Origin of the sequence: Achromobacter aloeverae, assembly GCF_004121055.1 — a bacterium.
In the GTDB taxonomy this organism is placed as follows: domain Bacteria; phylum Pseudomonadota; class Gammaproteobacteria; order Burkholderiales; family Burkholderiaceae_B; genus Bordetella_C; species Bordetella_C aloeverae.
This window is the reverse complement of record NZ_PYAL01000006.1, coordinates 248,070-274,602: the sequence shown is the minus strand read 5'-3', so window position 1 is coordinate 274,602 and position 26,533 is coordinate 248,070. Positions and strand designations below refer to the sequence as shown.

Sequence of the window (26,533 nt, the reverse complement as noted above, 5' to 3'; positions counted from 1 at the left end):
GACGGTGATCTCGATGGACCGCGATTCAGGCGGCTCCCGGCAATTGTCGTATCTCTTCTACCGCCGCCGGGTTGTCCAGCGACGACAGATCGCCTGCCGGCAGCCCGCAATAGGCGCTGCGGATGACGCGCCGCATGATCTTCGAACTGCGTGTCTTGGGAAGCTGGCTGACCACATGCACGGCGCCAGGCCGGAACGGACGGCCCAGCCGCTTGTCCACGTGCTGCATCACCTCCTGCCCCAGGCCCGGCGCGGCATCGGCGGCATCGGCGGCGTCCGGCCTCGCCACGATGAAGACCACAAGCTTCTGGCCCTTGTCGGCGTCGTCCACGCCAATGGCCGCGGCCTCGGCGATCCGCGGCAGTTCCAGCACCACCTCCTCGACCTCGGCCGGCCCCAGGCGCTTGCCCGCCACCTTGAGCGTGTCGTCGGATCGGCCCATCATGAAGAACACCCCATCGGGCCGGCGCAGGGCCAGGTCGCCGTGCACCCAGATGCCGGGGATGGTGTTCCAGTAAGTGTCCAGATAGCGCGCATCGTCCTTCCAGAACGACTGCGTCATGCCGATGAAGGGCCCGCGCACGGCGACCTCGCCCACGGCGCCCGTGATCGGCCTGCCCTGGGCATCCACCACGTCCACATCCACGCCGGGCGATACCGTATTGAATCCACCCGGCGGAATGGCGCGCGACACCACGCTGGACAGCAAGGCGCCCGATACCTCGGTGCCGCCGGTGTAGTTGATCACCGGCTGCGTGCCGCGCCCGAAGCGGCGCTGGAACCAGGCGAAATGCTCCGGGTCGATCGCCTCGCCGGCGGTGATCAGCAGGCGCACCGTGGAAACATCGCCTTGCAGCGCCAGGTCCTCGTGGTTGGCCAGCCCTCTTATCAAGGTAGGCGCTGACCCGTAGTGCGTGATCCCGTGGCGTTCGATCAGGCGCGACATGCGCGACCAGTCCGGATAGTCGGGCGCACCGTCGTAGCAGACCAGCGTGGCGCCGCGCAGCAATGCGCTGCCGACGACCAGCGTCCCCGCGATCCAGCCCATATCGGCCGGCCAGCAGAATACGTCGCCGGGCCTGACGTCGAAGTGGACGATGGCGTCGTGCGCGATCTTCAACGGAAAGCTGCCATGGGTGTGCACCACGCCCTTGGGCTTGCCGGTGGTGCCCGAAGTGTAGATCACCATGAAGGGGTCGTTCGGGTCCAGCACGACCGGCTCCAGGCGGCTATCGCACGCCATCTCCATTACCTGGCGCCAGTCGACGTCGCGCGTATCGCCCAGGGTCTCGTCGCCTTCGCGCTTCCAGACCACGTGGCGCAGCGTGGGCAGCCGCTCCCAGGCCGCGCGCAGGGCGCCCTGCACGTCCACGAGCTTGCCGCGGCGCCTGAAACCCGTGGATGCAATGGTCCAGCTGGCCTCGGCCGCGGACAGCCGCGCAACGATGGCATCGACGCCGAAACCGCTGAACAAGGGCACGACGATCGCGCCCATCGACGCGACCGCCAGCAGCGAGATGATGGACTCCACCCCGGTCTCCATCAGCAGGCCAACGCGGTCGCCCCGTGCGACGCCGAGCGCCGCCAGGCCGGCGGCGAAGCGCTTCACCTGCGCGCCCAGTTCCTCGTAGCCGATGCTGGTAATCCGGCCGTCCTCGCGCTCGGCCACGATGGCCCGGCGCGTACGCGTGTCCGGCCGCCCGCCCCAGGCCAATACGGAATTCACCCAGTTCAGCCTCCCGCCGGGAAACCAGCGTGGGAACTCCGGCCGGGTCGCGGCCTCCATATAGGCCGTCGGCGGCGTCTCCCACACGAAATCGGCCTCCTGCATGACCGTGCGCCAGTAACGCCAGGGATCCTGCCTGGCGACGGCCAGCAGATCGTCGTAGCCCGCCACGCCCAGGGCACGGACCAGGCCGGCCACGCCACTGCTGTCCCAGTCGCCCGGCACGGGATTCCACGTATCAGCCATTGCATCCATCCTCTCGCCACCTCGGAATGTCATCGTTTACCGCACGGCGCTACAGCCCCATATAGGCTCGCCGCACCTCGTCGTTGCGCATGAGTTCATCGGCCGGAGCCTGCGCGACGACCGCGCCGCTTTCCAGCACGTAGCCATAGTCCGCGATCCCCAGCGCGACCTCGGCATTCTGCTCCACGAGCAGCACGTCCACGCCGTCCCGCGATATTTCGCGGACCACGTTCGCGATCTGGTCCACGACCGCCGGCGCCAGCCCGATGGTGGGCTCGTCCAGCAGCAGCAGCCGGGGGCCGGCCATCAAGGCGCGGGCCACGGCCACCATCTGCTGCTGGCCGCCGCTGAGCGCACCCGCCGCCACGTCCAGCTTGGCCTTCAAGTCGGGGAACAATCCCAGGCAGCGCTCCTGCCCTTGCGCGATGGCCTCCTTGCCCGGACGCAGGAAGGCGCCCAGCTCCAGGTTCTCGCGCACCGTCATCGCCCCGAACAGCCTGCGGCCTTCGGGCACCAGGGCCAGCCCGCGCGCCACCAGTTCGTTGGGCGCGGCCCCCCCCACCGGCGCGCCGAACAGGCGCACGGCATCGCGGGCCGACCGCAGCAGTCCGCTGATGCATTTCAGGACCGTGGACTTGCCGGCCCCGTTGGCGCCGATGAGCGTCACCACCTGGCCACGCATCACCCGCAGGCTCACGCCATGCAGCGCCGGCACCACGCCGTAGGCCGCATGCAGGCCGGCGATCTCCAATGTCGGCGTTTCAGTTGACATTCGCTTTCCCCAGATAAGCGGACAGGACCCGCGGGTCGTTGCGGACGGCTTGCGGCGTGCCCGTGGCCAGCAGCTTGCCATGATGTAGCACGTAAAGCCGGTCGCAGACCTGCATCACGGCCTTCATGTTGTGCTCCACCAGCAGGATGGAAGTGCCGAACTCGTCGCGGATGCGCCGGAACATGTCCAGCACCGACGCCACCTCGGTCTGGTTCAGGCCGGTCAAGGGCTCGTCCAGGCACAGCAGGCGCGGCCGCGGGGCGAAGGCGATGGCGATGCTCACCAGGCGTTGCATGCCATGCGGCAGATTGCCCGCCGTCGCGTGCAGTACTCGTTCCAGCCCCACCAGCGCCGCGGTCTCGCGCACGCGCTGCTCGCGGTCCTTGCGCCCGCCGCCGGGCAGGCCGCCTATGGCCCCGATGAGAATATTGTCCGCGACGCTCATGCTGCGCATCAGGCTGCCGTGCTGGAAGGTGCGCACCAGGCCCAGGCGGCTGATGGCTTCCGGCGGCTTGCCGGTGACGTCGCGGCCCAGGATGCGCAGTTGTCCGCCGCTGGGAACCAGGAATCCGCTGAGCAGGTTGAAGGTCGTGCTCTTGCCCGCGCCATTGGGGCCGATCAGTCCCAGGATCTCGCGGTCGCGGATTTCCAGGCTCATGTCGGCCACCGCCAGCAGGCCACCGAAGCGCCGGGACAGGTGGCTGGCCTGCAAGGGCGTAGCGGGCTGATCGACAAGGGCGCTCATGGCTGTGCTCCGGGGGATGGCTTGAACGCCGCCTTGCGGGGACGGCGGCAGCGACCGGCCAGGCCGACCAGGCCCCGCGGCATGAACAGCACGCTGATGACGATGGCCGCGCCGTAGAAAATGTGTTCGCCGCCGCCCATGCCCTGGGCCACGCTGGCCAGCAACACCAGCACCACCGCGCCTACCACCGGCCCGGCGGGGTGCTCTTCTCCGCCCACCTTCAGGTAGGCCAGTGCGAACGTCGACAGCAGGAAGCTGAAGTCCAGCGGGCTGATCACGTTGTTGGAGTATGCCTGGAGGGCCCCCGCGACGCCCGTCGCGAAGGACGCGATGCAGAAGCACAGCACCTTCGTCAAATGCACCGGGATGCCGACAGAGCGCACCACGCTGTCGTTGTCTCGAATGGCGACAAAGACGCGGCCAAGGTGCGAACGCTCGATGCGCACCATGCCCAGGATAAGCAGTCCGCACAACACGACGACGAAGGTCGGGAAATGGTCGGACAGCCATTCCGGCGGGAAGATGCCCACCATGCCCGAATTGCCTCCCAGCCATTCGGACCGGGTGTACAGGATGCGCATGGCCTCCGTGAAGGCGAAGCCGATCAGCAGGAAATACGGTCCCTTGACCCTGAGGGTGATGTAGCCGAAGACCGCGCTGACCAGCAGCGCCAGCATGCCGCTTGCCAGCAGCGACACCCAGAACGGCAGTTCCCAGATGGTCGCGGTCACCCCGCAGGCGTACGCGCCCAGGCCGAAGAAAGCGGCGACGGCAAAATTCAGTTCGCCGATCAGCAGCACGAAGCGGAGGCTGCAGGCCATCGTGGCGGCGATGGCGATCCACGTGATCAGGCTGGCGCCGTAGCCCGAGCCCAGCGCCACGCTAAGCAGCGCGGCCAGTGCCAGGATCAGCCCGCCCTTGCGGAAGAAATGGTCAGTCATGGCCAAACAGTCCTTTCGGCCGTACCAGCAGTACGGCCATGACGAGCACGAAGATGGACAGGTTCGCCACCGACGGATCGAAATGGAAACCCACGAAGCTTTCGACGAAGGCGATGAACAGGCTGCCCAGGATCGCGCCCGGCACGCTGCCCATGCCGCCTATGACCACGGCGATGAAGCCCTTGACCAGGTAGGCGTCCCCCAGCGTGGGCGTGACCGCCGCCACCGGCGAGATCAGCGCGCCGGCAAGCGCGCCGATGGCCGAGGCCACCAGGAAGCCCCGGAAGGCAATGTGGCGGTAAGGAATGCCTTGCAGCATCGCGGCCTCGTGGTCGATGGACACCGCGCGCAAGGCCTTGCCGAAGCGCGTGCCGCCCAGCGCCACGGTAAGCAGCACGGTCATGCCGACCGCCACGGCGCACAACACCAGCCGCTGGATCGCGATGCTGACGCCGAACACGTCGACCGCGCCCTCGAACAACGGCGGCACCGGCCGCACGCCGCCGCCGAAGGCCTTCAGCAGCACGCCTTCCACCATCAGCACCAGGCCCGTCGACAGGATGAACGACCCAGTCATGTCGCGCTCCACGCGCTTGAAGCCGAACTCGTACACCACCGCGCCGAATACTGACGTCAACGCCACCCCGGCCACGCAGGCCACCGCGTACGCCGCCCAGGCCGGCCAGCCCTGCTGCGCCAGCCACGGAACCGCGATCGACACGGTGAGCGCGGACAGCGTGAAGAACTGCCCGTGCGCAAAGTTGACGATGCGCAGCACGCCGAAGATCAGCGTCAGGCCAAGCGCGAACAGAATGTAGACGGCGCCGATCTGCAACGCCGTAAAAGCCAGTTGGAGAAAATTCTGCATGAGTGCCGTTGCTCCCGAGCACGCGCCGCCGGACTCAGCGCAGCTCGCTGGAAGGCAGGCGGGCGACTTCCACCAGCTTGCCGTCCTTGAGCTGCGTCACGATCACCGGCAGCAGCATCTGCTGCGGCGAGCCGTAGGTATCCTTGCCGCCGAAGCCGGAGTCGCCGTAGAAGGACTCGAATTTCAGCGCCGGCAGCACCTTGGCCACGTCCCCGGGCTCGATGCTCTGCGCCTTCTCGATGCCTGCCTTGATGGCGTAGACGGCGTCGTAGATGCCGATCTGGACCGCGTTGATGGACTCGCCCGTGGCCTTGCGCACCCCTTCGTCCAGGGCTCGCTGGCGCGGCGTGGCGGTTGGGCTGTCCAGGCTGATTGCCGCGCCCATGTACACGCCCTCCACCGTCCTGCCGCCAGTGGCGATCAGGCCGTCGGCGCCCGTGCCGACCTGTATGACCTTGACGCCGTTCCAGCCCATGCCGGCCATTTCCTTGAAGACCAGTCCGGCGTCCGCGGACGGCGTGGAACACAGGTCCACGGCATCCGGCTTGAGCGAGCCCAGCTTCGCCGCGACCGGCTGGAATTCGCTGCTGCCACGCTCGTACCAATCGCTGGATACCACCTTCACGCCGGCAGCTACCCAGGCCTTGCGCGCGATTTTCTCGGTATCCTGCCCGGTGGCGTCGTTGGGGTTGAGCAGGGCCACCGTCTTGATGGGATGCGCCTTCGCCACGTAGGCCGTGATCGGCCCGGAGATCTCAAGCGTCGTATTCATCTGCGTGAACGTCAGCGGGAACTTCGGCCCCTTGATACTGGCGCCCCACGCGGTGGTGAAGATCAGCACGCCCTTGCGCTCGGTCAGCGATTGCAGGGCCCGCACCGGCGCGGTGCCGATGCTGCCGGCGACGAACTTGACGTCGTCCTTGGTGATCAGCGCCTGCGCCACCTTGGCGCCCTCGGCCGCGTTGTACTTGTTGTCGTAGGTGATGCACTTGAAGTTGTATGCCCGCCCCTTGACCTTGACACCGCCGGCCGCCGCGATCTCCGCGGCGGCCTTGCCGCATAGCCATTCCGCGCCCATGCCCCAGGCCGCACCCGACCCGGACAGCGGCGCGGACAGGCCCAGCTTGATTTCATCGGCGGCCTGCGACAGTGGCGCGTACATCGCCAGCAAGGCCACGCAGGAAATGCTGCTTACGGTCTTCCTCAACATGTCTGTCTCCACTGAAGGTTTAGTAATTGTGGGCACGATTACATGCCCGCACCTGGAGCCCGTCAACGAAGAATAGTCAATGTTCCGTACTATGGAATGCGTGTGGGACACCCCTGCTCGCCTGGGGAACGCGCCATTGCGTTCACGCAAGAAGATGCTTATTTCCAATGTACGGAACAATAGCCGCAGCGGCGTTGACGCTGGATTCAGCGCGGCCGCAGCATTCCTCGTCAAATACCTAGACGGCACCGCAATGATCCGAGACCAGGAAACGCTCAATCTGCTTTTGGCCAACATTTCCCGCTTCGTCCGGGAGAGGCTCATTCCCAATGAAGAAACGGTCGCCGAGACCGACGAGATACCGGCCGATATCGTCCAGGACATGCGCGAGATGGGCCTGTTCGGCCTGACCATCCCCGAGGCGTATGGCGGGCTGCAACTGACCATGGAAGAAGAAGTGCTGGCCATGCTGGAGCTGGGCCAGGCCTCGCCGGCCTTCCGTTCCCTGATCGGCACCACGGTGGGCATTGGTTCGCAAGGCATCCTGTTCGACGGTACCGAAGCGCAGAAAGCCAAGTACCTGCCGCGACTGGCGACGGGAGATCTGATCGCCTCATTCGCCTTGACCGAGCCCGGTTCCGGGTCCGATGCGGCCTCGCTGCGCACCGCCGCCGTCCGCGACGGCGACGACTACGTGGTCAACGGCACCAAGCGTTTCATCACCAATGCGCCGCAAGCGGGCATCTACACGCTGATGGCACGCACCGATCCTGAACAGAAAGGCGCGGCCGGCATCTCCGCCTTCATCGTCGATGCCCGTTCCAGCGGCATCCACCTGGGCAAGCGCGACAAGAAGATGGGACAGAAAGGCGCCCATACCTGCGATGTCATCTTCGAGAACTGCCGCGTGCCCGCCGCCAACCTGATCGGCGGGCTCGAAGGCCGCGGCTTCAAGACGGCGATGAAGGTGCTGGACAAGGGCCGCATCCATATCGCCGCCATCTGCGTGGCGGTGGCCGAACGCATGCTGGCGGAAGCCTTGCGCTACGCCGTGGAGCGTCGCCAGTTCGGCCAGCCCATCGGAGAATTCCAGCTCGTGCAGGCCATGCTGGCGGACAGCAAGGCCGAGATCTACGCTGCGCGCAGCATGGTGATCGACGCGGCGCGCCGGCGCGACGACGGGCTTCCGGTCAGCACCGAGGCGTCCTGCGCCAAGCTGTTCGCCTCCGAAATGTGCGGCCGCGTTGCCGACCGGGCCGTACAGATCTTCGGCGGCGCCGGCTATATGAGCGAATACGGCATCGAACGTTTCTATCGAGATGTCCGGCTCTTCCGCATCTATGAAGGCACGACCCAGATCCAGCAATTGGTCATCGCCCGCAATATGATCCGGGAGCTGTACTGAAGCATGGACGCCGCCGTGAAGACCATGCGGCCCCGAGGGCGCCCCGCCTGCCTACTTATATAAACGGACGACCATGAAATACGAAGATTTCCAGTTTCTTCTCTTCGAACGCCATGCCGACGGCGTCTTGCTCATCACGCTGAACCGCCCCGAAGCCATGAATGCCACCAATGCGCGCATGCACTGGGAGCTCACCAGGATCTGGCCGGTGGTCAACGACGATCCCGGCGTCAAGGTGGTGGTGGTCACCGGGGCGGGCGACCGCGCGTTCTCGGCGGGCGGCGACCTGGGCTGGGTAGAGGAAATGGTGGGTAACGCCGAAGTGGTCGCGGCGGTGATGAAGGAAGCCGGCGACATCGTCTACAACATGCTCGCCTGCGAAAAACCCATCATCTCCGCGATAAACGGCGTGGCGGTTGGCGCCGGACTGGCGGTGGCGCTGCTGGCCGACGTCAGCGTCATGGCCGAGACGGCGCGCTTCACCGACGGCCACGTCCGCCTGGGCGTGGGCGCGGGTGACCATGCCGCCATCGTGTGGCCCTTGCTGTGCGGCGTGGCCAAGGCCAAGTACTACCTGATGACCGCGGACTTCATCGACGGCAAGGAAGCCGAGCGCCTGGGCATGGTGACGTTTTGCGTCCCCAAGGAGGAACTGATGGAAAAAGCCCTGGCCGTGGCCGCCAAGCTCGCCCGGGGCAGCCAGTCGGCCATCCGCGCCACCAAGAAGTCCATCAACAACTGGATGCGTATCGCCGGCCCCATCTTCGACAACTCCCTGGCGACCGAAATGCTGGGTTTCCTGGGCGCGGACGCGCGCGAAGGCCTGGATGCCGTGCGCAACAAGCGGACGCCGGATTTCCCGTCGGCCCGCCTGCCGGCGGACGGCGCCTGACGCGGACTGTCGACAGCCGTCCGGCTGGGCTTCGACAGGGGATATCCGGCGTCGATGAACGCCGGTCCGGGAGGGATGGCGCACCCGGTTGACGCGATCGACGCCGCGCTGGCGAGACCGGTTGCCATGTCGCCAAGAGAACGGCGTCTTCGTCAACGAGGATCCTTCAGGTCCTGCTGCGTCGATGCCTCCCCCTGCGCGCCGCGCCTGGCCACGGGAAGACGCCAGCGGCGGCGAATGGCGATCAGGCGCAGTCCGAAACAGAGCAAGGCGCCGGCCAGGGTGGCGATCGCGGCGGGAACGTCAAGGAACTTCCCTATGACCACGACGGCGCCGCCCGCCAGGGCGGCGACCGCATAAATCTCGGCCTTCAGCACGGTGGGAATCCGGGCCAGGAGAACATCGCGCGCGACCCCGCCGCCTATGCCGGTCAGCATGCCCAGGAACGCCGCCATCAACGGATTCAACCCGAACGCCAGCGCCTTCTGCGCGCCGGAGACGGCAAAGAGTCCCAGGCCCGCGGCATCGAAGATCTGAACGGGACTGACCAGCTTCTCTATGAGGGGAGTCCAATAGAACGTGATAAGGCCGGCCAGCATCGATACCATCGGATACCGCCAGTCGCTGATGCCGGCGGGCGGTACCGCCCCGATCAGGATGTCGCGCGCGATGCCTCCAAAATTCCCGGCGACAAAGGACAGCACGAAAACGCCGAAAAGATCGAGGCGCTGTCTCACGCCGGCAATCCCGCCGCTGAGCGCGAACACGAAGGTACCAGCGAGATCAAGCGCCAGCAGCAGCGTCACGGGACCGGTATTCCCCATAATCGGACCTCATAAAACGCATATTGTGCCAGTCACGCCGGGCCCGAGACGACCGTCGTTTCGACGCAGGCCTTCAAGGCCATATGGCGCCCTGAGCCCCTCGCATGACGCTCCTGCGGTTAACCCTTAACCGCGTGGCCGATTTCGCCCCTTCCGTTCAACAACAGGAGGGAGATAGCCAGACTCGTCTTCCGCATCCATCCCGTTGAACAGACGGCGCTGTGTCTGCTTGACCAAGGATCGAACCTTGTACACGACGCGCTCGGCAAGCATTGCCCGAGATGGGTTGAGCAAGGGCAGTAGGCTGTTTGCCGCCTCAGGAATAGCGATATTCACCTTACCAGCCATGTCTTGCGAGACCGCAACCAGATACTTGGGGGAGATCTTGAGCTGGGCAGCCATCGCAGCAAGCTGCTGCGGCCCGATCTTGCCAGGCTCAAACTCGCCACCGACGCTAAACGCAAAATTCGGCCCCAGCCCGGAGTAGACTCGGGTTGCCATCAAATCGTAAAACGGGGCAAGACGCAGTCCTTCGTTGCTGACGATCAACGATAGATTCTTTGCGTGGGAATCATTGTTCCCAACGTAAAGATTAAAAAAAAGCCATCTCAGGAGATGCCTTTGATCCACCGCGGGCTTACTGGATAGACGCCCCACCATTTCGAAGCACTCCGCAAAACTCGGCCCGCCCTCAATTTCGTACTTGCCATCTGAATTCCGCCCGAGCAGTTGGCATAGATCGGCCTGCCACAGCCTGGCCAAAGAACCGTCTTCGCGCCTGACACGGTCATATCGCTCAACCAGGCACGCATCGACAATAGGCTGATACTGAACACAGGCAACAGGCAAACCACATAGCGCCGCTGCCGCCATGATCAAGGTTTCATTTGCCGCAGTGGCAAACAGGTGAATATCTGTTCGGACGATGTCGGGCTTTAGGATATGTGTTGAAGGCGTGGCGCCCATGGGTCGCAATGGATTGCCTTCGGCATCAAGCGAGAGCAACATTTTCACCTGAGCACCCGAGATCGAAAGCCGTGGGGCAGCATAGGCTCGCGCCTCGTCCTCGATTGCCTGCCGCATTACCAAGTTTTTTTCGTCGGCATGCATCAGCGCGTTGACCTGTTCCCAGCTGAGTTTCTGGTATTGCGGCGATTGCGGTGCCTGGCCCTCCGAAAGCAAGACAATAGCGCCGGCCGCGTCGCCGCCGGCAACCGCCAAGAGTCCATAGACCGATGAAACATGGTGCCGCATGGTGATCAAGCGGCGTTGCTCGCCTTCGGGCAGTAGATTTTCAAAAAAAGCGTGGATCTCAGGACCGTCGTGCTTCCCTGGACCCAAGGGGAGTCCAGGCGCTAATGGTGACCTCCCGCTGGCGAGCCATTCAGTCGCATAAGAGAATGAGAGCGGAGTTGTGTGATGGAGCGTCCCTACCCGGATGTTGTCCCAGAAAACCGCCAAGCTATCCGGGATGCCCTGAGATTCTTCTTTCATTGAGGTCATCGCTCCAGCCCCTCGACGCCGCCCTTCGGGCGAATGACAACTTCCAACCCCAGCAGTGCCAGGACATCCAAAGCCTTTTGCAGCTGAACAGTGGGTTTGCCCTGTTCCAGTTCGACCATGAACCTCGGCCCCGTGCCCGCCAATCCGGCTAGATCGCGTTGAGTCAACTGCTGTTGCTTGCGCGCTTGCCTGGCCAGCCTCCCAAGGTCGTCCGCCCGACGCACGACTGCCGGCAGGCCCACGAGTTTCCCGTTCGGGAAGTTTTTATCAGCAAGCACAGTTGATCTCCATAAACATTCCCTTTCGGGAACATTTTATCGCCAGGAAACCGTTCTATCCAAGATATTCCCGTTAGGGAATTTCTTCCACGGTGGGAGCGGCAATGGGCATCTAGCCACCTAAGAAAAGCTGCTGGCAGCCGATATCAGGGATTGGCTTGCCTATGACGTGCAAGGCCCCGCTTATCGTAAAACTGTCCTTGTCTGTCTCTACCTCGGTGTGGTGGGGCTGCGTGGTGGGGCTGCGTGGTGGGGCAGAGGTGCCAATCGCTGACCTGGCTCAGAATGATGGTTGAAGGCCCCTAGGTCTACTCAAAAGGCATTGAATTGCCTAGCAGGGATGGCGCTGGACCGCCAGCGGTGTCCCCATCAGCTGAAATATTCCCAACTGAAAGGAAACGTCTCATCCTCGTCTCTAGTGATTGCAACCGCATTGAATTTGGCCTTGGCCTCTAGCAAGGTGGAATAGAAGTCTTCAACTCGCTCGAATTTAACTTCGGGCATCCGGATAGGAGGATATGTGGCGGCTTCCATCGCGGCAAAGTGAAAATTGAAGTATCGCCCGGGAAATCCGAACCATGTCTTCTGCGAGTACGTGAAGAATTTCGAACTATTGTCAGTGCGGAACCGCCGAGACGTCTCGCCCTTAATCTTATAGACGCTTTCGAAGGTATCGCGGCCCAATTGCAGGCCCAGCGGGAACACCTTGAAGCGGTTTGGCCACCGCAGACGAAGTGAAACGAGAGCAACGCTGACGACTGACTCCATCTTGACGTTGATTTGCAATAGAGCATTTCGGAACCGGTAGGCGAGCACCCGGCCCTCATCGGTATCGAACGTTTGGTGCGGCTGACCGAGTAGTTCGATCACCTTTCCCAAGTAGGTGAATGGACTAATCACTTCCAATATGTCGCTTGGCGCGATCCGATACCCAAACTTCGGTGGAACTATCCTTCGATAGACTAGCTGGAACAGCGTGACGCTATGTTTTGCTAATGGTCCCGCTAATTGGTCCATCATCTTTCACGTCCTTTTCGCTTGCGTCGGAATGGAATATAGCCCGTAAACTTGTTCGGTCAACGAAGGATGCCATACACATGTGCTCCACTACACCGCCTAAAGAAAGCCGAGCAGATGGAGAAGTTCTTCCGGACGCATGGAGGTATTCCGCCCAAGTCTGACATGTGGCCCAAATACCAGGGCGTGTTCGTACGTCGGCCGTCAGAGTGGAGTCGGGGGATGAGGCTGTACCGGAGCGTGAAGCCGTTACGGGTCGCTGAGGGCTTGTATCAGCGATGACGAAAGCCGATGCCCTGGTCAGAGCCGAGAAGCTGTTCACGTTCAATGCACGCAGCGCATCGGCTGCAAAGTCCTTCACGTTCGGCAACGCGGGGCGCCGAGCGCAGCATCGACCACGAGCGAGGCCGGCACGCCTGCGAACCGACTGTCATCGATGTCCGGCTGGCCGGGCCGAGCTGGTCCCCGGCGCGCATCATGCCGCTGCTCGGCCGGCATGAAGGATGATCCCAACAAGGGGGTTCAGGTCTCCCAGCTCAATGCCATCCGTGCGGGAGGCTTTGCCTACGACATGGAAGAACATGCACTGAATTCCTGTGCGATAGGGCTGCCGGTCGGTGTCCACGGCTCAACCCTGCTAGCGGTTTCAGTCGTCTTGCCGACCGAGCGATATGCGAAGCAGAGGCAAGCCTTTGAGTGTGCCTTGCGTGCAAGCGCCAGCGATTTTGCCAATCGGCTGAAACTGACTCGTTAGGGCTGTAATGCCCCCTGAAAATCCGGGGTGTGGATTCAGGCGGTCAGTGCAACATTTCATCCAACGCTTCAGCCGGGGTCTTGAACCCCAGTGTTTTTCTGGGACGGGAGCGATTGGCGCCCAGTGCAACAGATGACATCGCTAGCGACCAGGTGGGGTAAAAGGTGGGGTAAAAACCCTCTAAAAACAAAGGCCTTACAGAGCGATCTCTGTAAGGCCTTGATTTATATGGTCGGGGCGGCGGGATTCGAACTCGCGACCCTCTGCTCCCAAAGCAGATGCGCTACCAGGCTGCGCTACGCCCCGAAGGTTGGCAAATATACCAGAAGCCAGCCCGACACGTTATCCACAGCCTGGCGGAAATTCCCGGCGACTGGTGTATTCCCCCTACTCCTTCACCAGCTCGACCCGGCGATTCTGCCCTCGCCCCCGGTCGCTGTCATTGCTGGCGACCGGCGCCAGCGACGCCACGCCATAGGCCTCCAGCCGCTTGCCGTCGATGTGGTACTCGTCGGTCAGGGCCCTGACCACCGCGTCGGCACGCTGCTGGGACAGGGTCTTGTTATGCGCCAGCGTACCCTGGTTGTCGGTGTGCCCCACCACATACACCTTCAGCTTGGGATTGCCCTTCAGCAGCTTGCCCATCTGGTCCAATGCATCCTTGGACTCGCGCTTGATCCCGGCCTTGTCGGTGTCGAAATACACGCCGTAGATCGCCACCTTGCCAGACTGGTCCAGGGCCTGCTGCATGGCGCTGGCGTCCAGCACCTTCACCTGGCCCTGCTGCATGGGCCTGGTCTCGACCACCTGCTGGAAGACCGGCGTGATGTTGTTGGAGTCGTCGTGCATGATGTCCAGGAACACATAGACATCGCCCGCCGGCGCGGCCTTCTTCGCCAGGATCGCGTAATAGTTGCCGCCGAATACGGCGTCGCCCGCCCCGCCAGGGCGCACCTTGTCGCCGTTCAAAACATAGGACTGGAATTCGCCACCGCATTGCTCGTCGTTCTTGCAAGTGAAGAGCGTTTGGAAACCACCGTCCTTCAGCGCCGCCGTGTAGTTGCGATAGACCTCCAGCGCTGACTTGCCACCATCGATGCGATACCCGATGCGCGTCACCTTCCCTTCCAGCGGCATGACCTTGATGTTCTCGTGATCGACGATGGCCTGGTTGGGCATTTGCGCCTCGTCGTAGTCCTGCACGCTATAGGCGTTGATCCACGCCCCGGCGAAGCGGGTCAGCATGGGATGGTCCTTGGAACCCTCCAGGTCTTCCGCCGCCCGACCGGGCTGCGCAATCGACAGCATCAGCGCGCCGACCGTGGCCGCCAGGGCCCACTTTCTCGTCCTTGCTTGCATAGCGTCATACTCCATGTCGATTCAGGTCGTGCTTGCCGGACAGCAATGTCCGGCAAGGCCGGCGGCCATTATGCGGAAGTCACAAGGCGTATCTGCGCCAGGAGTGTCCAAATTGTCTCACCTCGGCAGCAGGACGGGCATGCCGTCGCAAGACAGCCTTCACGCCGCCCCCATCGCGGGATCGCTGTAGCCGTCCTTCCCCGTCTCCAGGCGGCCGGCGAAGCGGCGCGCATAGCCGCCGTCCATGGTCAGCGTGAAATCGTACCAGCCATTCGAGCCGTCCAGGTTCCACGAACGCTCGATCTGCTTGCCCGGACTCAACGCATACGTCCATGGCGCAGCGTCCCGATAGGCATTGGCGCTGACGGTGACCGTCGCGGTGCGCGTGCCCACGTTCATCACGGTCAACGCCACCGTGTTCGCCGCCGCCTCGTAGCAAACCCGCACTTCGACGTTGTCACCCGCCAGCGCCCGCGCGACGTCCCCCTCGAACAGGCGATGGTAGCCATTGGGCCCCAACACCCACAGCTTGTACTTGCCCGTATTGGGCGCCGCATAGCTGGCGGGCACCCACGCGTCGGAGATGAGCCTGCCCGGCTCCACCGTATAGCGGCGGGGTATCCGGTCCAGGTTGTATTGGTCGTAGACGTGGAACACGGCGCCCTGCGCACCGGTGTTGCTGAAGGTCAGCCATACCTGGCCCATGGCCGTGTCCAGGTTGGCGCTGGTGTGCAGTTCGTAGGGAAGCGCGCGCGAAGGGCGCGCCATCCGCGTCTGCGCGGGCAGCGGCAGGGAGCCGGCCACTGGTATCGGCACGGCGCCGGCGGCTTTCTGGCTGGTATTCAGCGCGTCGATGGCGGTCTTGTCGGCGGGCAGGCTGACGATGGCCGGAAAGGCGTCGTTGGGCGTCTTGAAGTTGAAGCAGCCGGTCATGTCGCCGAATACGGCGCGCCGCCAGGGACTGATGTTCGGCTCGGGGATGCCAAAACGCTGCTCCAGGAAACGCAGGGTCGACGTGTGGTCGAACACCTGCGAATTCACCCACCCGCCCACGCTCCACGGCGAAATCACCAGCGTCGGCAGGCGCGCGCAAGCGCCGAACGGACGGCCGTCGGGCCCGAGCGACTGGTCCGTATCATAGGGAAAGTGCGACATGGTGAAGTATTCGCGCGATACATCCACCGTCGACTTGCCCGCGTAGGAGCCGTCGCCGTTGGGCGACGGCGGCGCCGGCGGCGGCACGTGGTCGAAATAGCCGTCGTTCTCGTCGTAGTTGAGGATGAGCACGGTCTTGCTCCAGACCTCCGGATAAGCGGTCAGGTAGTTCAATATCTTCTGGATGTACCAGCCGCCCTGCTCCGGCGTGCCCATGCCAGGATGTTCGCTGTAGGCGCCTGGCGCGACGATCCAGCTGACCTGGGGTAGCCGGCCCGCCGCCACGTCATCGCCGAAGGCGGTCAGGTTGACCGGGTCCGGCATGGTATTGCCCACGCCCTTGATCAAGGGCTCCAGTGCAGCCAGCTCCGGCGTATACCCGGTGCTGATGGGGTAGCCCTGGGCATTGAGACGCTCCACCGCCGCGCGGTAGCTGGCGAAGGCCCCCAACTGGTTGTTGTTGCTGTTGTTGTTGTAGCCCTGGTAGACCTTCCAGCTGATGCCGGCCGCTTCCAGCCGCTCCGGATACGTCGTCCAGGTCAGGCCGTTGGCGGACGACTGTATCGTGCCGCCGGTGACGGTATAGCCCCAGGAGGCGTTGGAGTTGACCACATGGTCCGACACGTTGGCGCCATTGGTGCCGCTCCAAAGGAAGAGGCGGTTGGGGAACGTGCCGGTAAAGCAGGACGTGTAGTAGTTATCGCATATCGTAAAGGCATTGGCGAGCGCGCGATGGAACTGCATTTCGTGCTCGACCTCGTCCAGGTACCCCATCGTCTTGTTGCCCTTGGCCACCGGCCAGCCCGTCATGCGGCCGTGGTTCCAGGCGTTCTGCTGGTCGGCCCAGCTATGCGCCAGGCTGCCGTTGAGCGCCTGGCCCTGGGTGTAGTCCAGGTGATAAGGCTGGATGATGGTGCCGTCGCCGGCTCGCTGCAGCCATACCGGATCGCCCGAGGCCATGGGTATGGTGTAGCGGTCGCTGTAGCCCCGCACGCCTGGCATCGTGCCGTGATAGTGGTCGAACGAACGATTCTCCTGCATGAGGATGATCACGTGTTCGATGTCGCGTATGGTGCCCGTGGCATTGTTGGCCGGGATGGCCAGGGCACGCTGGATGGACAACGGAAAGGAAGCCAGCGTGGCGGCGCCGGCGGCGCCGCGCAGGAAAGCACGTCGATGTATGTTGGTCATGGGTAGGGTACGGAAACGGTTCAGGGAGCGCAGGCGCGCTGCTTGACGGCGCAGTCGCAGGTGTCGGTCGCGCCGGCCGTGTCGGCTGCACCGGCTGTATCGGCTACAGGAGCCGAGGGCGGCACCACGATGGGCGTTTCCGCGGGCGTATCGTCGTCGGAACCGCCGCCATCGAAGCAGCCGCCCAGCAACAGCGCCACGCAGGCCGCGCCGGCGGCCAGGCAGGCGCGGCGCGGCAGGAAGGCGTTCAGGGTCATGGTCGCCTCCTCAGTTGCCCAGCACGGTCGACAGCGGCATCTGCGACTGGTAGATCGACGCGACTTCGGCGGGGGTCAACAGGCGATTCCAGAAGGCCAGCTCGGTGAAGGCCGCGTCGTAGTCGCGCGATGGCGTGGCCGTGGTGACGCCGCCGGTGGCGACGTTCCATTTCGGCCGGTTGGCGTCGGTCTGGTTGTAGTAGTACATGCCCGTGCCGTCCGTCCCCAGGCCCCACGAGGCGTACCCGTTCTTGCCGCTGATGGGGGCGGCATTCAGGCCCGTGTACAGCTTGCTCATGTCAATGGACGCGCCATTCAAGGCGCCGGTGCGCAAGCCCAGTATCGGGTCGTACACATACCAGTTGGCCATCTTGCTCACGCCGTCGAAGGTCACGGCCGCATAGACCCACTGGTTGTTCGAAACCGCGGCCGAAGAGTCGACGCGATTGGTGTTGTCGGCGAAGTTCACGCGCAGCGTGCAGCCCGTGCCGGCGGCCACGCCATAGATCGCCATGGCGAAGCCCGGGTTCGCGCCGGACTTGAAGTTCTTGTTGCCCATCAAGGGATAATCGCCGCCGACAATGCAGGAATCACGCGGGATCCTGGTCCAGAAGCCCACGGAAAACACCGGCGCCGCGGCATTGGTGGGATCCAGCGCCTGCCCGTTGAACGTCAGCGCATACCCCTCCTGGTTGCCCGCGTCCGTGTACTTCAGGCTCACCTTCAATCCATGGCTGTTGGCGCCGAAAGGCCCATCGACGACCACGCCGGCCGCGGGATCGAGATCGCTGGCGAAGAGCCCGAGCGTGGAGCTGCCCTTGGCGTCGATGGCCGGCAGCGTATCGCCGAAGGGGTAGTACACGAACAGGCCATTCGCGACGGACGCCAGGATGGGAACATACGACAGCGGCGCGGACCTGATCGCACGCAGCCCTCCACCCGCGCCGGCCTGGACGGTGTAGCCCACCGTGTGGGTCCCCCCTTGGCGGTACAGGCCGGTGATGTAGTCCCGCAGTCCATTGTCGACGTAGCGCGCCGTGCCGGCGGGAAGCGTGGCGATGACCTCGCCATCGCGCAGCACGCTGATCGCGCCGGTGTCCGGCGCCGTCCAGCTCAACGTGGCGTTGGCACCGGGCTGGTTGAAATTGGTCGTGCTCAGGGCCACGTTCAACTGCGACACCGCCTGGTCGCCGACCAACTCGCTACCATACAGGGTGTAGGCCGCGGGCGGCGGCGTGGCGTTGAAATACGCCAGCACGGTGGGCGTGACATCCGCGATGCTGGGGTAGGCGTACAAGGCGCTCAACGTCGCCGGCGCCGCGGCATTGACGCCGGCGGCGTTGTTGAACGCCTGGTTCAGCGCGATGAAGGTGGTGGACTCGGGCAGCAGGGGCAGCCCATCGACGCTGCCCGTCGCGCTAAGGCCATAGGCCGACGTCAACACCACCAGCCATTTGTCGTCGGGCTTCTTGGCGGTCTCGGCCAGCAGCCTGCCTATTGCGTCATCGAGCCGCTTGACCGAATTCGCATACGACGACGAATTCACGCCATAAGCCAGCGCCACATCGGTGGCCGCGTGGTACTGCGCCACCACCGTGGTGTAGGTGCCGGCTATCAGTCCCAGCGCCTGCTGGGTCACGCAATCGTCGGCGACGGCGCTGCCGGAACAGTCGTAGAGCGTATCGAGCGCATTGCTGTCATGCTGGCTTGCGAGCAGGCCGGCTATGTTCGCGGAAGCGACGGCGGCGCCATTGGCGCCCGTGCCCTTGGCCTTGAGCGCCTCGAACACGCTGCCTCCCTGGATGGCCAGGCCCGTGGCATCGGACGTTACCTGGTGCAGGTTGGCCCAGTTCCCGGAAAGCAGCGTGGCCCAGCCCGGCGTGTGCAGATTGGCTTGCTGCGTCTGCCCGCCGGGCGCGCCGCCGCTATAGGCCAGGGAGACTTTCAACCTGGCGAAGTTCGGCAGGGTGTTATTGGCCAACCCCGCCTGGAGGGCGCCATAGGTGACGCCGTCCAGGCCGACCACCAGCACGCGGCTGACGCCTGCTTGCGCCGGCGTGTCGTCCGTGCCAGTGCCTGTGCCAGCGCCAGGGCCCGTGCCAGTGCCGGTGTCGGGCGAGGCCGGGGCAGCGCTGGAAGCCGACGATGAATCCGAACCGCCATCGAAGCAGCCGGCCAGCGCGATCGCCAAGGCCAGCGACATGACGATCGCGCGTCCCAGCCGCCTGCTCCGCGTCTTGTTCTTTTCTTTCAGGTCTTGAATGAGGGGTTCCATACAGTCAGCTGTCGGTCCGTGGTGGGGAATGTTCAGCGACTTTAAAGATGGCCAGGGACACCCTAATGACGAAAGCGCGGGAGTTTTTGATCATGTCCGTCGCTTTTTTCGACAGATACGCGATAACCCGCCCTCAAACCGCTTGCCGCGCCACGGGAGCTTTATTTCCTTGATGCAGGCCCGGCGGCAAAAGAAAGGTTCTTCACCGATTCAGCTTGTGGGCATGCGGACTTCCAGATCGAAGGCGGTTCAACATCGAGCTCTCTGCCTCTTGCCATCGTCACTGGGCGGGCGAGTCCATATCTACGACGTGGCTGTTTCGGTAAGGAAAGATTCGATGGCGCTGGCGAGCGCGAGCGGCGTCTCGTTCATCGGATAGTGGCCAGCGTTCTCCAGGATCTCAACAGTGGCATGGGGATAGCGTCGAAGGTAAGTTTTAGCCATCAACCCGGCATTGAATGTTGGATCGTGCTTCCCCACGAGCACCTTTACCGGATGCCATCCGGCAATCTCATCGCTGAAATCGGTATCGGCCCATGCACGTAAGTACGCAGCGAACGCTTCCTGAGAGGAATGCGTTGCCGAATACGCCGCTTTCCATTCGACCCAGGATGAGGGCAACCGTCCGCCAGTGCTGCGGTCGATGATGGCTCTTCGATTGCCCACGTGCTGGGCAGCATCTTCGAGTAGGCGACGCGTCGCCGCGTCGTACGGAATGCCGCCGCAAGGAACTGGCGCGACGGCAACGAGTGCTCGTACTCGATCGGGCGCGCGCGTTGCAATCCGCTCGATCGCCATGCCCCCCATCGAATGACCGATCAGGCTGAAGGCGTGGAATCCGAGTGCATCAGCAAGCGTCAGCGCATCGGACGCGATCTCATCGATCGTGTACGCGCCGCGCGTCTCCCGCATGCTCCCGTAGCCGCGATAATCCATGAATACGTAGCTGAACGCGTGGCTATTCAGCCACGGCTCAATCTGTTCGAACGAGTGCGCGTCGCCGAACCAGCCGTGAAGAACGAGGACTGGGTGGGGGCCGTTCCCCACGCGATGAAATGTATTAGGCACATTGACTCCGATGCGAATGGGATGTGGTCTGCACCCGGCGCGACGCGAATTTTCCGTAGACTTTATTGCGCCGTCGCGCGACAGGTGCGGTGATCGTAAGCTGACCGACACAGGCCCGCCTTCGGTAACGGGTCATTAAATGTAGAATTTGGGCCATGCGAAATACCTTGGTCGATCCCTTCGAGGACATCCCGCGCAGCGTGGTCGTGACGGCGAACGATTACGCCGCCGGCTCATCATTTCCAGTCCACGCGCATCGACGCGGTCAGTTCGCGTTCGCCTCTCGCGGTACGATCAGCGTGGCCACCCCTGAAGGCCGGTGGCTCGTTCCGCCTCGGCGGGCTTGCTGGATACCGGCCGGCATTTCCCACGAAATGACGATGGGCGGGCCAGTAACCATGCTCAACGCTTTCGTGTCACTGGAAGAAGCGAAGGCCGAGCAACTGCCGGGCCATTGCTGCGTCTACGGTGTCTCGGAACTTCTCAGGCGATTGCTCGAGGAGGCCATCGATTTGCCGGCCATGTACGACGTTGATGGGCGCGCCGGCAAGCTGATGAATCTGCTCGTCGCGGAGATAGCGTCAATGCCGCGTCTCTCACTTCATGCACCGCTGCCGAGCGATGCTCGTCTCGCGCGCGCATGCCAGCGTCTGTTTAATGCGCCGTCGATTACGGTCGGGCTCGACATGATGGCCGCCGAAGTCGGAATGAGCAGGCGAACCTTTACCCGACTTTTCCGTGCGCAGACCGGCGTGAGCTTTGCCGAATGGCGCCAGCAGGTCTGCCTGCTCACAGCCATCGAGCGTTTAAGTGGAAGGCAATCTGTGACCCGCGTCGCATTGGACCTGGGCTACGCAAGTCCTAGTGCATTCTCATCCGCATTTCGTCGGGTACTCGGGGAAACGCCGAGTCAGTATTTGGAGACACGCCGAGCGGCATGAGCCAACAGCCGCTAGTTTCCGGCTCGGCAAACTCATGCCGTCGAATGCGCGGCGTCGTACAGCGACGCGCCGGAACTATTCCTCTCCCGGCGCCTTCGGATCGATGCGCATGATCAGCTCCACCCGGCGATTCGCGGCGCGGCCGGCCGGCGTGTCGTTGGTCTCCAGGGGCTTGGTATCCGCATACCCGATGGCGCGCAAGCGCTTGGGTTCGACCCCATCACGCACCAGTTCGCGCAGCACCGACGTGGCGCGGCTGGTGGACAGGTCCCAGTTCGATGCGAACTGGCGGGTCAGGATGGGAATGTTGTCGCTATGCCCTTCCACCGAAACCGGGTACTTGCTGTGATTGATGACCTCGGCCAGCTTCTTGATCAGGGGCACGCCCTCCGGGCTCAGCGTCGCCTGCCCCGACGTGAACAACAGTTCGTTGCTGATGCGAAAGCTGACGGATTGGCGGTTGATGGTCACGTTGACCGCCTTGCCCAGGTCCTTCAGGCCCAGCTCCTCCGCGGTAGGCATCTTCACCGGCTCGATCTTGTCCTGCTCCAGCGGCTCGGTCGGCGCGGTGGTCGGCGGGACGGCCGGGGCGGGGTCGGGTAGCGTGGCCCATTCGGCCGGAATCACCGGCAGGTTTTTTTCCCACTCCTCGACCGGCGGCGCCGGCAGCTTGGCCAGGCTGACGCCGGCGGCCAACACCGGGGGCTTGGCGGCCAGGCCCGGCCCCAATCGGGTCAACGCCAGCATGACCACGAACAGCGCCAGCAACAGCGTGATGAGGTCCAGGTAGGTCATCAGCCAGTTGTCCGGCTCGCGCTCCAGCGTTTCCGGCACATGCCACCGCTCATAGCGGTTGCGGCGCACGGTCTTGCTGCGGTCGCGCTGCTGGCGCTCGACTTCCGCCTTGTTGCGGGCGGCGATATCGATCCAGGATGCCCGGGTGTGGGTAGTGGCCATGAGACGTGCGGAATCCGTCGAACTCAGGATCGCGATGAAGCGCGGTTGCGCAGCGCGGCATCGAAGGCGGCGGCGGCGCTGGCCGGCGGCGGCGAACTGGCGCGCCGCGCGCCGCTCGTGGTCGCCGCCTCGGCGCGCGGCGCCGTGGCCGCGGCCGACACCGAAGGCGTCGCGCGAGCGGCCGAGCCCCCACGCGTGCCCTTCCCGCCACGGCTTGCCGGCTGCTCGCGGATTTCGTCCTCGACATGCTGCATGAACGAATTCAGCGTCTCGCGCACCATCGCCGGGCCGCGGCGCTCGCACATCATGGAAATACCTTGCAGCACCATGTTCATCAACACCAGGCGCTGCTCGGTGCGGCGCTCCAGCTTGATGGCGATGGGCTTGCAGATCAGGTTGGCCAGCAGGATCCCGTAGAACGTGGCGATCAGCGCGATGCCCATTTGCTTGCCGATGACGTCCATGCCCTGCGAGCCCAGCACCGTCATCAGGTTGACCAGTCCGATCAGCGTGGCCAGCATGCCGAACGCCGGCGCGAAGCTGGCCATGGTGCGGAACATCTGAGCCTCGGCCTGCTCGCGGGCGCGCATGCGGGCGATGCGCCACTGCAGCAGCTCGACGATCTGCTCTTCGGGCGTATTGTCGATGATCAACTGGACGCCGGTGCGCAGGAAGGGGTTGCTGACCTTCTGCAACTCGCGCTCGACATTGTGCACGTCGGCGCCGGCCCAGCTATGCGCCAGGGTCACCAATTCATCGATGTCGCGCTGCGAATCCACCCGCTCATTGCGGAACACCGTGCGCAGCAGTTGCGGGATGCGGCGTATTTCGCTGATCGGATACCCGATGAACAGCGCGGCGATGGTGCCGCCCAGCACGATGCCCAGGCCAGGCAGGTTGATGAAGGCAACAGCACTGGGCGCCGAGCCGAAGATGGCGGCCGCCAGCATCGCCAAGGCAACGCCGATACCGATCAGGGTCGAGGAATTCATGAATACGGGGCCGTTAAAGAGGCGGCCGGACCAGGCCTCCGGGCCTGCCGGGTCGCGTGGAACACGGGACCTGGCCATTCTAGTCAGCCACCTCGTCGGCCAAACGCCATAAAAAAGGCCGGAATACCCCGGTCAAAACGGCTTCAGCCCTTAATCGGGCGAAATCGCGGCCGTTAATTCATAGTTCGCATGAGTTTATGCGTCCCCATTTTTAAGAAAACGGGGTCGAAAAAATGGCGCGTAACCCGCGCCGTTCTCCTGCGTGGGTCGGGCACCGGCCTTCGGCGCCCGGCCTCCCATCCTCAGCCGAAGCGGCCGGTGATGTAGTCCTCCGTTTCCTTGCGCTTGGGCTTGACGAAGATCTGGTCGGTTTCACCGAATTCCATCAGTTCGCCCAGGTACATGTAGGCCGTGTAATCCGAGCAGCGGGCGGCCTGCTGCATGTTGTGGGTCACGATGACCACGGTGTACTCGTTCTTCAGCTCGGCGATCAGTTCTTCCACCTTGGCGGTGGAAATCGGATCCAGCGCCGAGCAGGGCTCGTCCAGCAGCAGGACCTCAGGCTTGATCGCCACGCCGCGCGCGATGCACAGGCGCTGCTGCTGGCCGCCCGACAGGCTGCTGCCGCTCTGGTGGATCTTGTCCTTGACCTCGTTCCACAGCGCCGCCTTGCTCAGGGCCCATTCGACCCGCTCGTCCATCTCGCCCTTGCTGAGCTTCTCGAACAGGCGCACGCCGAAGGCGATGTTGTCGTAGATGCTCATGGGAAACGGCGTCGGCTTCTGGAACACCATCCCGACCTTGGCGCGGATCAGCGAGATATCCGTCTTGGTGGTCAGCAGGTTCTCGCCGTCGATGAGGATTTCACCCTCGGCGCGCTGGCCGGGATACAGTTCGAACATGCGGTTGAACGTGCGCAGCAGCGTCGACTTCCCGCAGCCCGACGGGCCGATGAAGGCGGTGACCTTCTTCTCGCGGATCGACATGTTCACGTTGCGGATCGCATGGAACTTGCCGTAGTAGAAGTTCAGGTTCTTCACCTCGATCTTCGAGGCCAGGGTAGCGTTTTTTTCCATTTCGTTTCCCGAGTGCCGCGCGCCAGGCGCGGCAATATGAGTTCAGTACGGGCGATCAGTGCTTGCGGAACATATTGCGCGCGATGATGTTGATGGCCAGCACCACCAACGTGATCAGCGTCGCACCGGCCCAGGCCAGGTTGTTCCATTCCTTGAACGGGCTGGCGGCGTATTGGTAGATCACCACCGGCAGATTGGACATCGGCGCGTTCATGTTCAACGACATGAACTGGTTGGACAGCGCCGTGAACAACAGCGGCGCGGTCTCGCCCGCGATGCGGGCGATGGCCAGCAGGACGCCGGTCATGATGCCGGAGCGGGCCGCCCGATAGCAGATCATGGTGACCATGCGCCACTTGGGGCAACCCAGCGCGGCGGTTGCCTCGCGCAGGCCGTTGGGCACCAGCAGCAACATGTTGTCGGTCGTGCGCACGACCACCGGCACCACCAGGATGGCCAGCGCCACCGAACCGGCCCAGCCGGAATAGTGGCCGACCTGCGCCACGTACACCGCGTAGATGAACAGGCCGATGATGATGGACGGCGCGGACAGCAGCACATCGTTGAGGAAGCGCGTGGCCGGCGCCAGCCAGCCGCGCTGGCCGTATTCGGCCAGGTAGGTCCCGGCGAGGATGCCGACCGGCGTGCCGATCAAGGTCCCCACGCCCGCCATCAGCAAGCTGCCGGCGATGGCGTTCATCAAGCCGCCGGCCTGCCCCGGCGGCGGCGTGATTTCGGTGAACAGCGTGAAGGACAAGGCGCTGCCGCCCTTGGCGAGCAGCGTGACGATGATCCAGAAGAGCCAGAACAGGCCGAACACCAGCGCGCCCATGGACAGGGTCAGCATGACCTTGTTCACCAGGTTGCGGCGCCGGTAGATCGAGTTCTGCATATTGAGTACGGACGTGGCCATGGTTCTGCTCCTCAGCTCTTCTTGCCTTCGCTCTGCGACAGGCGCAGGAGCAATACCTTGGACAGGGCCAGGACAATGGTGGTGATGATGAACAGCACCAGGCCCAGGTTCAGCAACGCCGCTTTCTGCAGGCCGCCGGCCTCGTTGAACTCGTTCGCCAGCGACGACGCGATCGAATTGCCCGGCGAGAACAGCGACCCCGTCCAGTTGAAGGAGTTGCCGATGACGAAGGTCACCGCCATGGTTTCGCCCAGGGCGCGCCCCAGGCCCAGCATGATGCCGCCGATGACGCCGTTCTTGGTGAACGGCAGCACCACTTTCCACATCACTTCCCAGGTGGTGCTGCCCAGGCCGTACGCGGATTCCTTGAGCATGGGCGGCACCAGCTCGAACACGTCGCGCATCACGGCGGTGATGAAGGGCGTGATCATGATGGACAGGATCAACCCGGCGGTGAAGATGCCGATGCCGAAGGGCGGGCCCGCGAACATGCCGCCGATGAGCGGAATGCTGCTCAACACCTCGATCAGACCCGGCTGCACATATTGCTGGAACACCGGAACGAAGACGAACAGGCCCCACATGCCATAGATGATGGACGGGATGGCCGCCAGCATTTCCACGGCGGTGCCCAGCGGACGGCGCAGCCAGCGCGGCGACAGTTCGGTCAGGAAGATGGCGATGCCGAAGGACACCGGCACCGCGATGATCAACGCGATGGCCGACGTGGCCAGCGTGCCCAGGATGGGAACGACGGCGCCGTAGCTCTGCTTGACCGGATCCCAGTCGTTGGTCCAGAGGAAGGACAGTCCGTACTTGGCCAGCGATTCGCGGCTGCCGTAGATCAGCGATATGAGTATCGCCGCCAACAGGCTGAATACGAGAAAAGCGAATAGACGCGTGAGGTTCTTGAACAGCGCATCCATCAGCGCGTTTGAATTTTGCTTCATGGGAGAAGGTGTGCCTTGGGCTGCTATGCCCGGCTCAGCGGATGAGACCGGCACATTATTATCCATTACCGCGCTCATGGATGGGCTTTCCTTGCTGAGAAAGCGGGCCCGGACGACCTGCCCGAGCCCGTGGTGCGAGGGGATGAGCATCCCCTCGGGCTTGCTGCGCCGGATGGCCGGACCCCGGTCTTGCTACCCGGCGATCCGTTCATGCCACC

24 protein-coding genes and 1 tRNA gene are annotated in these 26,533 nt (G+C 63.8%); 4 read left to right on the top strand and 21 right to left on the bottom strand.

The features are described 5' to 3' along the window. Nucleotides 1-25: 25 nt before the first annotated feature. From C7R54_RS20455 to C7R54_RS20430, 6 genes are read right to left on the bottom strand one after another with little or no spacing between them, the layout of a single operon-like run. Complete coding sequence (locus C7R54_RS20455; RefSeq protein WP_240039625.1) at nucleotides 26-1,972, bottom strand: AMP-binding protein; 1,947 nt, start codon at nucleotides 1,970-1,972, stop codon at nucleotides 26-28. Between the two features lie 49 nt (nucleotides 1,973-2,021). Then, complete coding sequence (locus tag C7R54_RS20450; protein WP_129152269.1) at nucleotides 2,022-2,744, bottom strand: ABC transporter ATP-binding protein; 723 nt, start codon at nucleotides 2,742-2,744, stop codon at nucleotides 2,022-2,024. Then, complete coding sequence (locus C7R54_RS20445; protein WP_129152268.1) at nucleotides 2,734-3,489, bottom strand: ABC transporter ATP-binding protein; 756 nt, start codon at nucleotides 3,487-3,489, stop codon at nucleotides 2,734-2,736. Before C7R54_RS20445 ends, C7R54_RS20450 begins: the two co-directional genes overlap by 11 nt. Further along, nucleotides 3,486-4,430, bottom strand: a complete 945-nt coding sequence (locus tag C7R54_RS20440; RefSeq protein WP_129152267.1) for a branched-chain amino acid ABC transporter permease — start codon at nucleotides 4,428-4,430, stop codon at nucleotides 3,486-3,488. The genes C7R54_RS20445 and C7R54_RS20440 overlap by 4 nt, the downstream gene beginning before the upstream one ends. Further along, nucleotides 4,423-5,298, bottom strand: coding sequence for a branched-chain amino acid ABC transporter permease (locus C7R54_RS20435; RefSeq protein WP_129152266.1), 876 nt, complete (start codon nucleotides 5,296-5,298; stop codon nucleotides 4,423-4,425). Before C7R54_RS20435 ends, C7R54_RS20440 begins: the two co-directional genes overlap by 8 nt. 34 nt (nucleotides 5,299-5,332) lie before the next feature. Then, nucleotides 5,333-6,508 carry an ABC transporter substrate-binding protein gene (locus C7R54_RS20430; protein WP_129152265.1) on the bottom strand — a complete coding sequence of 392 codons (1,176 nt, stop codon included), beginning with the start codon at nucleotides 6,506-6,508 and terminating at the stop codon, nucleotides 5,333-5,335. Between the two features lie 253 nt (nucleotides 6,509-6,761). On the opposite strand from C7R54_RS20430, the gene C7R54_RS20425 reads away from it, so the two are divergent. Together C7R54_RS20425 and C7R54_RS20420 are read left to right on the top strand one after the other, a co-directional pair. Next, nucleotides 6,762-7,913: an acyl-CoA dehydrogenase family protein gene (locus C7R54_RS20425; protein WP_129152264.1), complete on the top strand. Its 1,152-nt coding sequence runs from the start codon at nucleotides 6,762-6,764 to the stop codon at nucleotides 7,911-7,913. A 73-nt stretch (nucleotides 7,914-7,986) separates the two neighbouring features. Then, nucleotides 7,987-8,805 carry an enoyl-CoA hydratase/isomerase family protein gene (locus C7R54_RS20420; protein WP_129152263.1) on the top strand — a complete coding sequence of 273 codons (819 nt, stop codon included), beginning with the start codon at nucleotides 7,987-7,989 and terminating at the stop codon, nucleotides 8,803-8,805. Between the two features lie 152 nt (nucleotides 8,806-8,957). Here the strand turns inward: C7R54_RS20420 and C7R54_RS20415 are convergent, their stop codons facing one another. The 4 genes from C7R54_RS20415 to C7R54_RS20400 form a co-directional block, all read right to left on the bottom strand. Beyond that, nucleotides 8,958-9,629 (bottom strand): trimeric intracellular cation channel family protein, encoded by a 672-nt coding sequence (locus C7R54_RS20415; protein WP_129152262.1) that lies wholly within the window; start codon nucleotides 9,627-9,629, stop codon nucleotides 8,958-8,960. A gap of 126 nt (nucleotides 9,630-9,755) precedes the next feature. Continuing rightward, nucleotides 9,756-11,123 carry a type II toxin-antitoxin system HipA family toxin gene (locus C7R54_RS20410; protein ID WP_192903710.1) on the bottom strand — a complete coding sequence of 456 codons (1,368 nt, stop codon included), beginning with the start codon at nucleotides 11,121-11,123 and terminating at the stop codon, nucleotides 9,756-9,758. A 5-nt stretch (nucleotides 11,124-11,128) separates the two neighbouring features. Next, nucleotides 11,129-11,410 (bottom strand): type II toxin-antitoxin system Y4mF family antitoxin, encoded by a 282-nt coding sequence (locus tag C7R54_RS20405; RefSeq protein WP_240039624.1) that lies wholly within the window; start codon nucleotides 11,408-11,410, stop codon nucleotides 11,129-11,131. A gap of 369 nt (nucleotides 11,411-11,779) precedes the next feature. Next, entirely contained in the window at nucleotides 11,780-12,430 is a 651-nt protein-coding gene (locus C7R54_RS20400) for a hypothetical protein (RefSeq protein ID WP_129152260.1), read from the bottom strand. 493 nt (nucleotides 12,431-12,923) lie between these two features. Between C7R54_RS20400 and C7R54_RS20390 the strand changes: the two genes are divergently transcribed. Then, entirely contained in the window at nucleotides 12,924-13,181 is a 258-nt protein-coding gene (locus C7R54_RS20390; protein ID WP_158021252.1) for an IclR family transcriptional regulator domain-containing protein, read from the top strand. A gap of 229 nt (nucleotides 13,182-13,410) precedes the next feature. On the opposite strand, the gene C7R54_RS20385 is transcribed toward C7R54_RS20390, so the two are convergent. The 6 genes from C7R54_RS20385 to C7R54_RS20360 form a co-directional block, all read right to left on the bottom strand. After that, nucleotides 13,411-13,487: transfer RNA gene (locus C7R54_RS20385), tRNA-Pro, on the bottom strand. An 81-nt stretch (nucleotides 13,488-13,568) separates the two neighbouring features. Continuing rightward, entirely contained in the window at nucleotides 13,569-14,540 is a 972-nt protein-coding gene (locus C7R54_RS20380) for an OmpA family protein (RefSeq protein WP_240039623.1), read from the bottom strand. A gap of 159 nt (nucleotides 14,541-14,699) precedes the next feature. Continuing rightward, the gene (locus C7R54_RS20375; protein ID WP_129152258.1) at nucleotides 14,700-16,886 is read right to left on the bottom strand and encodes a phosphocholine-specific phospholipase C; all 2,187 of its coding nucleotides are present in this window, start codon (nucleotides 16,884-16,886) and stop codon (nucleotides 14,700-14,702) included. A 20-nt stretch (nucleotides 16,887-16,906) separates the two neighbouring features. Further along, nucleotides 16,907-17,143, bottom strand: coding sequence for a hypothetical protein (locus C7R54_RS20370; protein ID WP_129152257.1), 237 nt, complete (start codon nucleotides 17,141-17,143; stop codon nucleotides 16,907-16,909). A 10-nt stretch (nucleotides 17,144-17,153) separates the two neighbouring features. Then, nucleotides 17,154-19,418 (bottom strand): hypothetical protein, encoded by a 2,265-nt coding sequence (locus C7R54_RS20365; RefSeq protein ID WP_129152256.1) that lies wholly within the window; start codon nucleotides 19,416-19,418, stop codon nucleotides 17,154-17,156. A gap of 303 nt (nucleotides 19,419-19,721) precedes the next feature. Further along, complete coding sequence (locus C7R54_RS20360) at nucleotides 19,722-20,486, bottom strand: alpha/beta fold hydrolase (protein WP_129152255.1); 765 nt, start codon at nucleotides 20,484-20,486, stop codon at nucleotides 19,722-19,724. 155 nt (nucleotides 20,487-20,641) lie between these two features. On the opposite strand from C7R54_RS20360, the gene C7R54_RS20355 reads away from it, so the two are divergent. Further along, nucleotides 20,642-21,427 carry an AraC family transcriptional regulator gene (locus C7R54_RS20355; RefSeq protein ID WP_129152254.1) on the top strand — a complete coding sequence of 262 codons (786 nt, stop codon included), beginning with the start codon at nucleotides 20,642-20,644 and terminating at the stop codon, nucleotides 21,425-21,427. A 75-nt stretch (nucleotides 21,428-21,502) separates the two neighbouring features. Here C7R54_RS20355 and C7R54_RS20350 read toward each other — a convergent pair whose 3' ends face one another. From C7R54_RS20350 to pstC, 5 genes are all read right to left on the bottom strand, one after another. Further along, nucleotides 21,503-22,384 (bottom strand): OmpA/MotB family protein, encoded by an 882-nt coding sequence (locus C7R54_RS20350; protein ID WP_129152253.1) that lies wholly within the window; start codon nucleotides 22,382-22,384, stop codon nucleotides 21,503-21,505. Nucleotides 22,385-22,407: 23 nt separating this feature from the next. Further along, nucleotides 22,408-23,376: a motility protein A gene (locus C7R54_RS20345; protein WP_192903709.1), complete on the bottom strand. Its 969-nt coding sequence runs from the start codon at nucleotides 23,374-23,376 to the stop codon at nucleotides 22,408-22,410. Nucleotides 23,377-23,678: 302 nt separating this feature from the next. After that, on the bottom strand, nucleotides 23,679-24,452 hold the full coding sequence (pstB, locus tag C7R54_RS20340; RefSeq protein ID WP_057653238.1) for a phosphate ABC transporter ATP-binding protein PstB: 774 nt from the start codon (nucleotides 24,450-24,452) through the stop codon (nucleotides 23,679-23,681). A 55-nt stretch (nucleotides 24,453-24,507) separates the two neighbouring features. Further along, the gene (gene pstA, locus C7R54_RS20335) at nucleotides 24,508-25,365 is read right to left on the bottom strand and encodes a phosphate ABC transporter permease PstA (RefSeq protein ID WP_129152252.1); all 858 of its coding nucleotides are present in this window, start codon (nucleotides 25,363-25,365) and stop codon (nucleotides 24,508-24,510) included. An 11-nt stretch (nucleotides 25,366-25,376) separates the two neighbouring features. Next, nucleotides 25,377-26,393 carry a phosphate ABC transporter permease subunit PstC gene (gene pstC, locus C7R54_RS20330; protein ID WP_129152251.1) on the bottom strand — a complete coding sequence of 339 codons (1,017 nt, stop codon included), beginning with the start codon at nucleotides 26,391-26,393 and terminating at the stop codon, nucleotides 25,377-25,379. Nucleotides 26,394-26,533: the final 140 nt, after the last annotated feature.

Bases quoted from the DNA above. Each gene is read 5' to 3' on its own strand.
- C7R54_RS20455 (WP_240039625.1), bottom strand. From the start codon at position 1,972: ATGGCTGATACGTGGAATCCCGTGCCGGGCGACTGGGACAGCAGTGGC.
- C7R54_RS20450 (WP_129152269.1), bottom strand. From the start codon at position 2,744: ATGTCAACTGAAACGCCGACATTGGAGATCGCCGGCCTGCATGCGGCC.
- C7R54_RS20445 (WP_129152268.1), bottom strand. From the start codon at position 3,489: ATGAGCGCCCTTGTCGATCAGCCCGCTACGCCCTTGCAGGCCAGCCAC.
- C7R54_RS20440 (WP_129152267.1), bottom strand. From the start codon at position 4,430: ATGACTGACCATTTCTTCCGCAAGGGCGGGCTGATCCTGGCACTGGCC.
- C7R54_RS20435 (WP_129152266.1), bottom strand. From the start codon at position 5,298: ATGCAGAATTTTCTCCAACTGGCTTTTACGGCGTTGCAGATCGGCGCC.
- C7R54_RS20430 (WP_129152265.1), bottom strand. From the start codon at position 6,508: ATGTTGAGGAAGACCGTAAGCAGCATTTCCTGCGTGGCCTTGCTGGCG.
- C7R54_RS20425 (WP_129152264.1), top strand. From the start codon at position 6,762: ATGATCCGAGACCAGGAAACGCTCAATCTGCTTTTGGCCAACATTTCC.
- C7R54_RS20420 (WP_129152263.1), top strand. From the start codon at position 7,987: ATGAAATACGAAGATTTCCAGTTTCTTCTCTTCGAACGCCATGCCGAC.
- C7R54_RS20415 (WP_129152262.1), bottom strand. From the start codon at position 9,629: ATGGGGAATACCGGTCCCGTGACGCTGCTGCTGGCGCTTGATCTCGCT.
- C7R54_RS20410 (WP_192903710.1), bottom strand. From the start codon at position 11,123: ATGAAAGAAGAATCTCAGGGCATCCCGGATAGCTTGGCGGTTTTCTGG.
- C7R54_RS20400 (WP_129152260.1), bottom strand. From the start codon at position 12,430: ATGATGGACCAATTAGCGGGACCATTAGCAAAACATAGCGTCACGCTG.
- C7R54_RS20390 (WP_158021252.1), top strand. From the start codon at position 12,924: ATGAAGGATGATCCCAACAAGGGGGTTCAGGTCTCCCAGCTCAATGCC.
- C7R54_RS20380 (WP_240039623.1), bottom strand. From the start codon at position 14,540: ATGCAAGCAAGGACGAGAAAGTGGGCCCTGGCGGCCACGGTCGGCGCG.
- C7R54_RS20375 (WP_129152258.1), bottom strand. From the start codon at position 16,886: ATGACCAACATACATCGACGTGCTTTCCTGCGCGGCGCCGCCGGCGCC.
- C7R54_RS20370 (WP_129152257.1), bottom strand. From the start codon at position 17,143: ATGACCCTGAACGCCTTCCTGCCGCGCCGCGCCTGCCTGGCCGCCGGC.
- C7R54_RS20365 (WP_129152256.1), bottom strand. From the start codon at position 19,418: ATGGAACCCCTCATTCAAGACCTGAAAGAAAAGAACAAGACGCGGAGC.
- C7R54_RS20355 (WP_129152254.1), top strand. From the start codon at position 20,642: ATGCGAAATACCTTGGTCGATCCCTTCGAGGACATCCCGCGCAGCGTG.
- C7R54_RS20350 (WP_129152253.1), bottom strand. From the start codon at position 22,384: ATGGCCACTACCCACACCCGGGCATCCTGGATCGATATCGCCGCCCGC.
- C7R54_RS20345 (WP_192903709.1), bottom strand. From the start codon at position 23,376: ATGAATTCCTCGACCCTGATCGGTATCGGCGTTGCCTTGGCGATGCTG.
- pstB (WP_057653238.1), bottom strand. From the start codon at position 24,452: ATGGAAAAAAACGCTACCCTGGCCTCGAAGATCGAGGTGAAGAACCTG.
- pstA (WP_129152252.1), bottom strand. From the start codon at position 25,365: ATGGCCACGTCCGTACTCAATATGCAGAACTCGATCTACCGGCGCCGC.
- pstC (WP_129152251.1), bottom strand. From the start codon at position 26,393: ATGAGCGCGGTAATGGATAATAATGTGCCGGTCTCATCCGCTGAGCCG.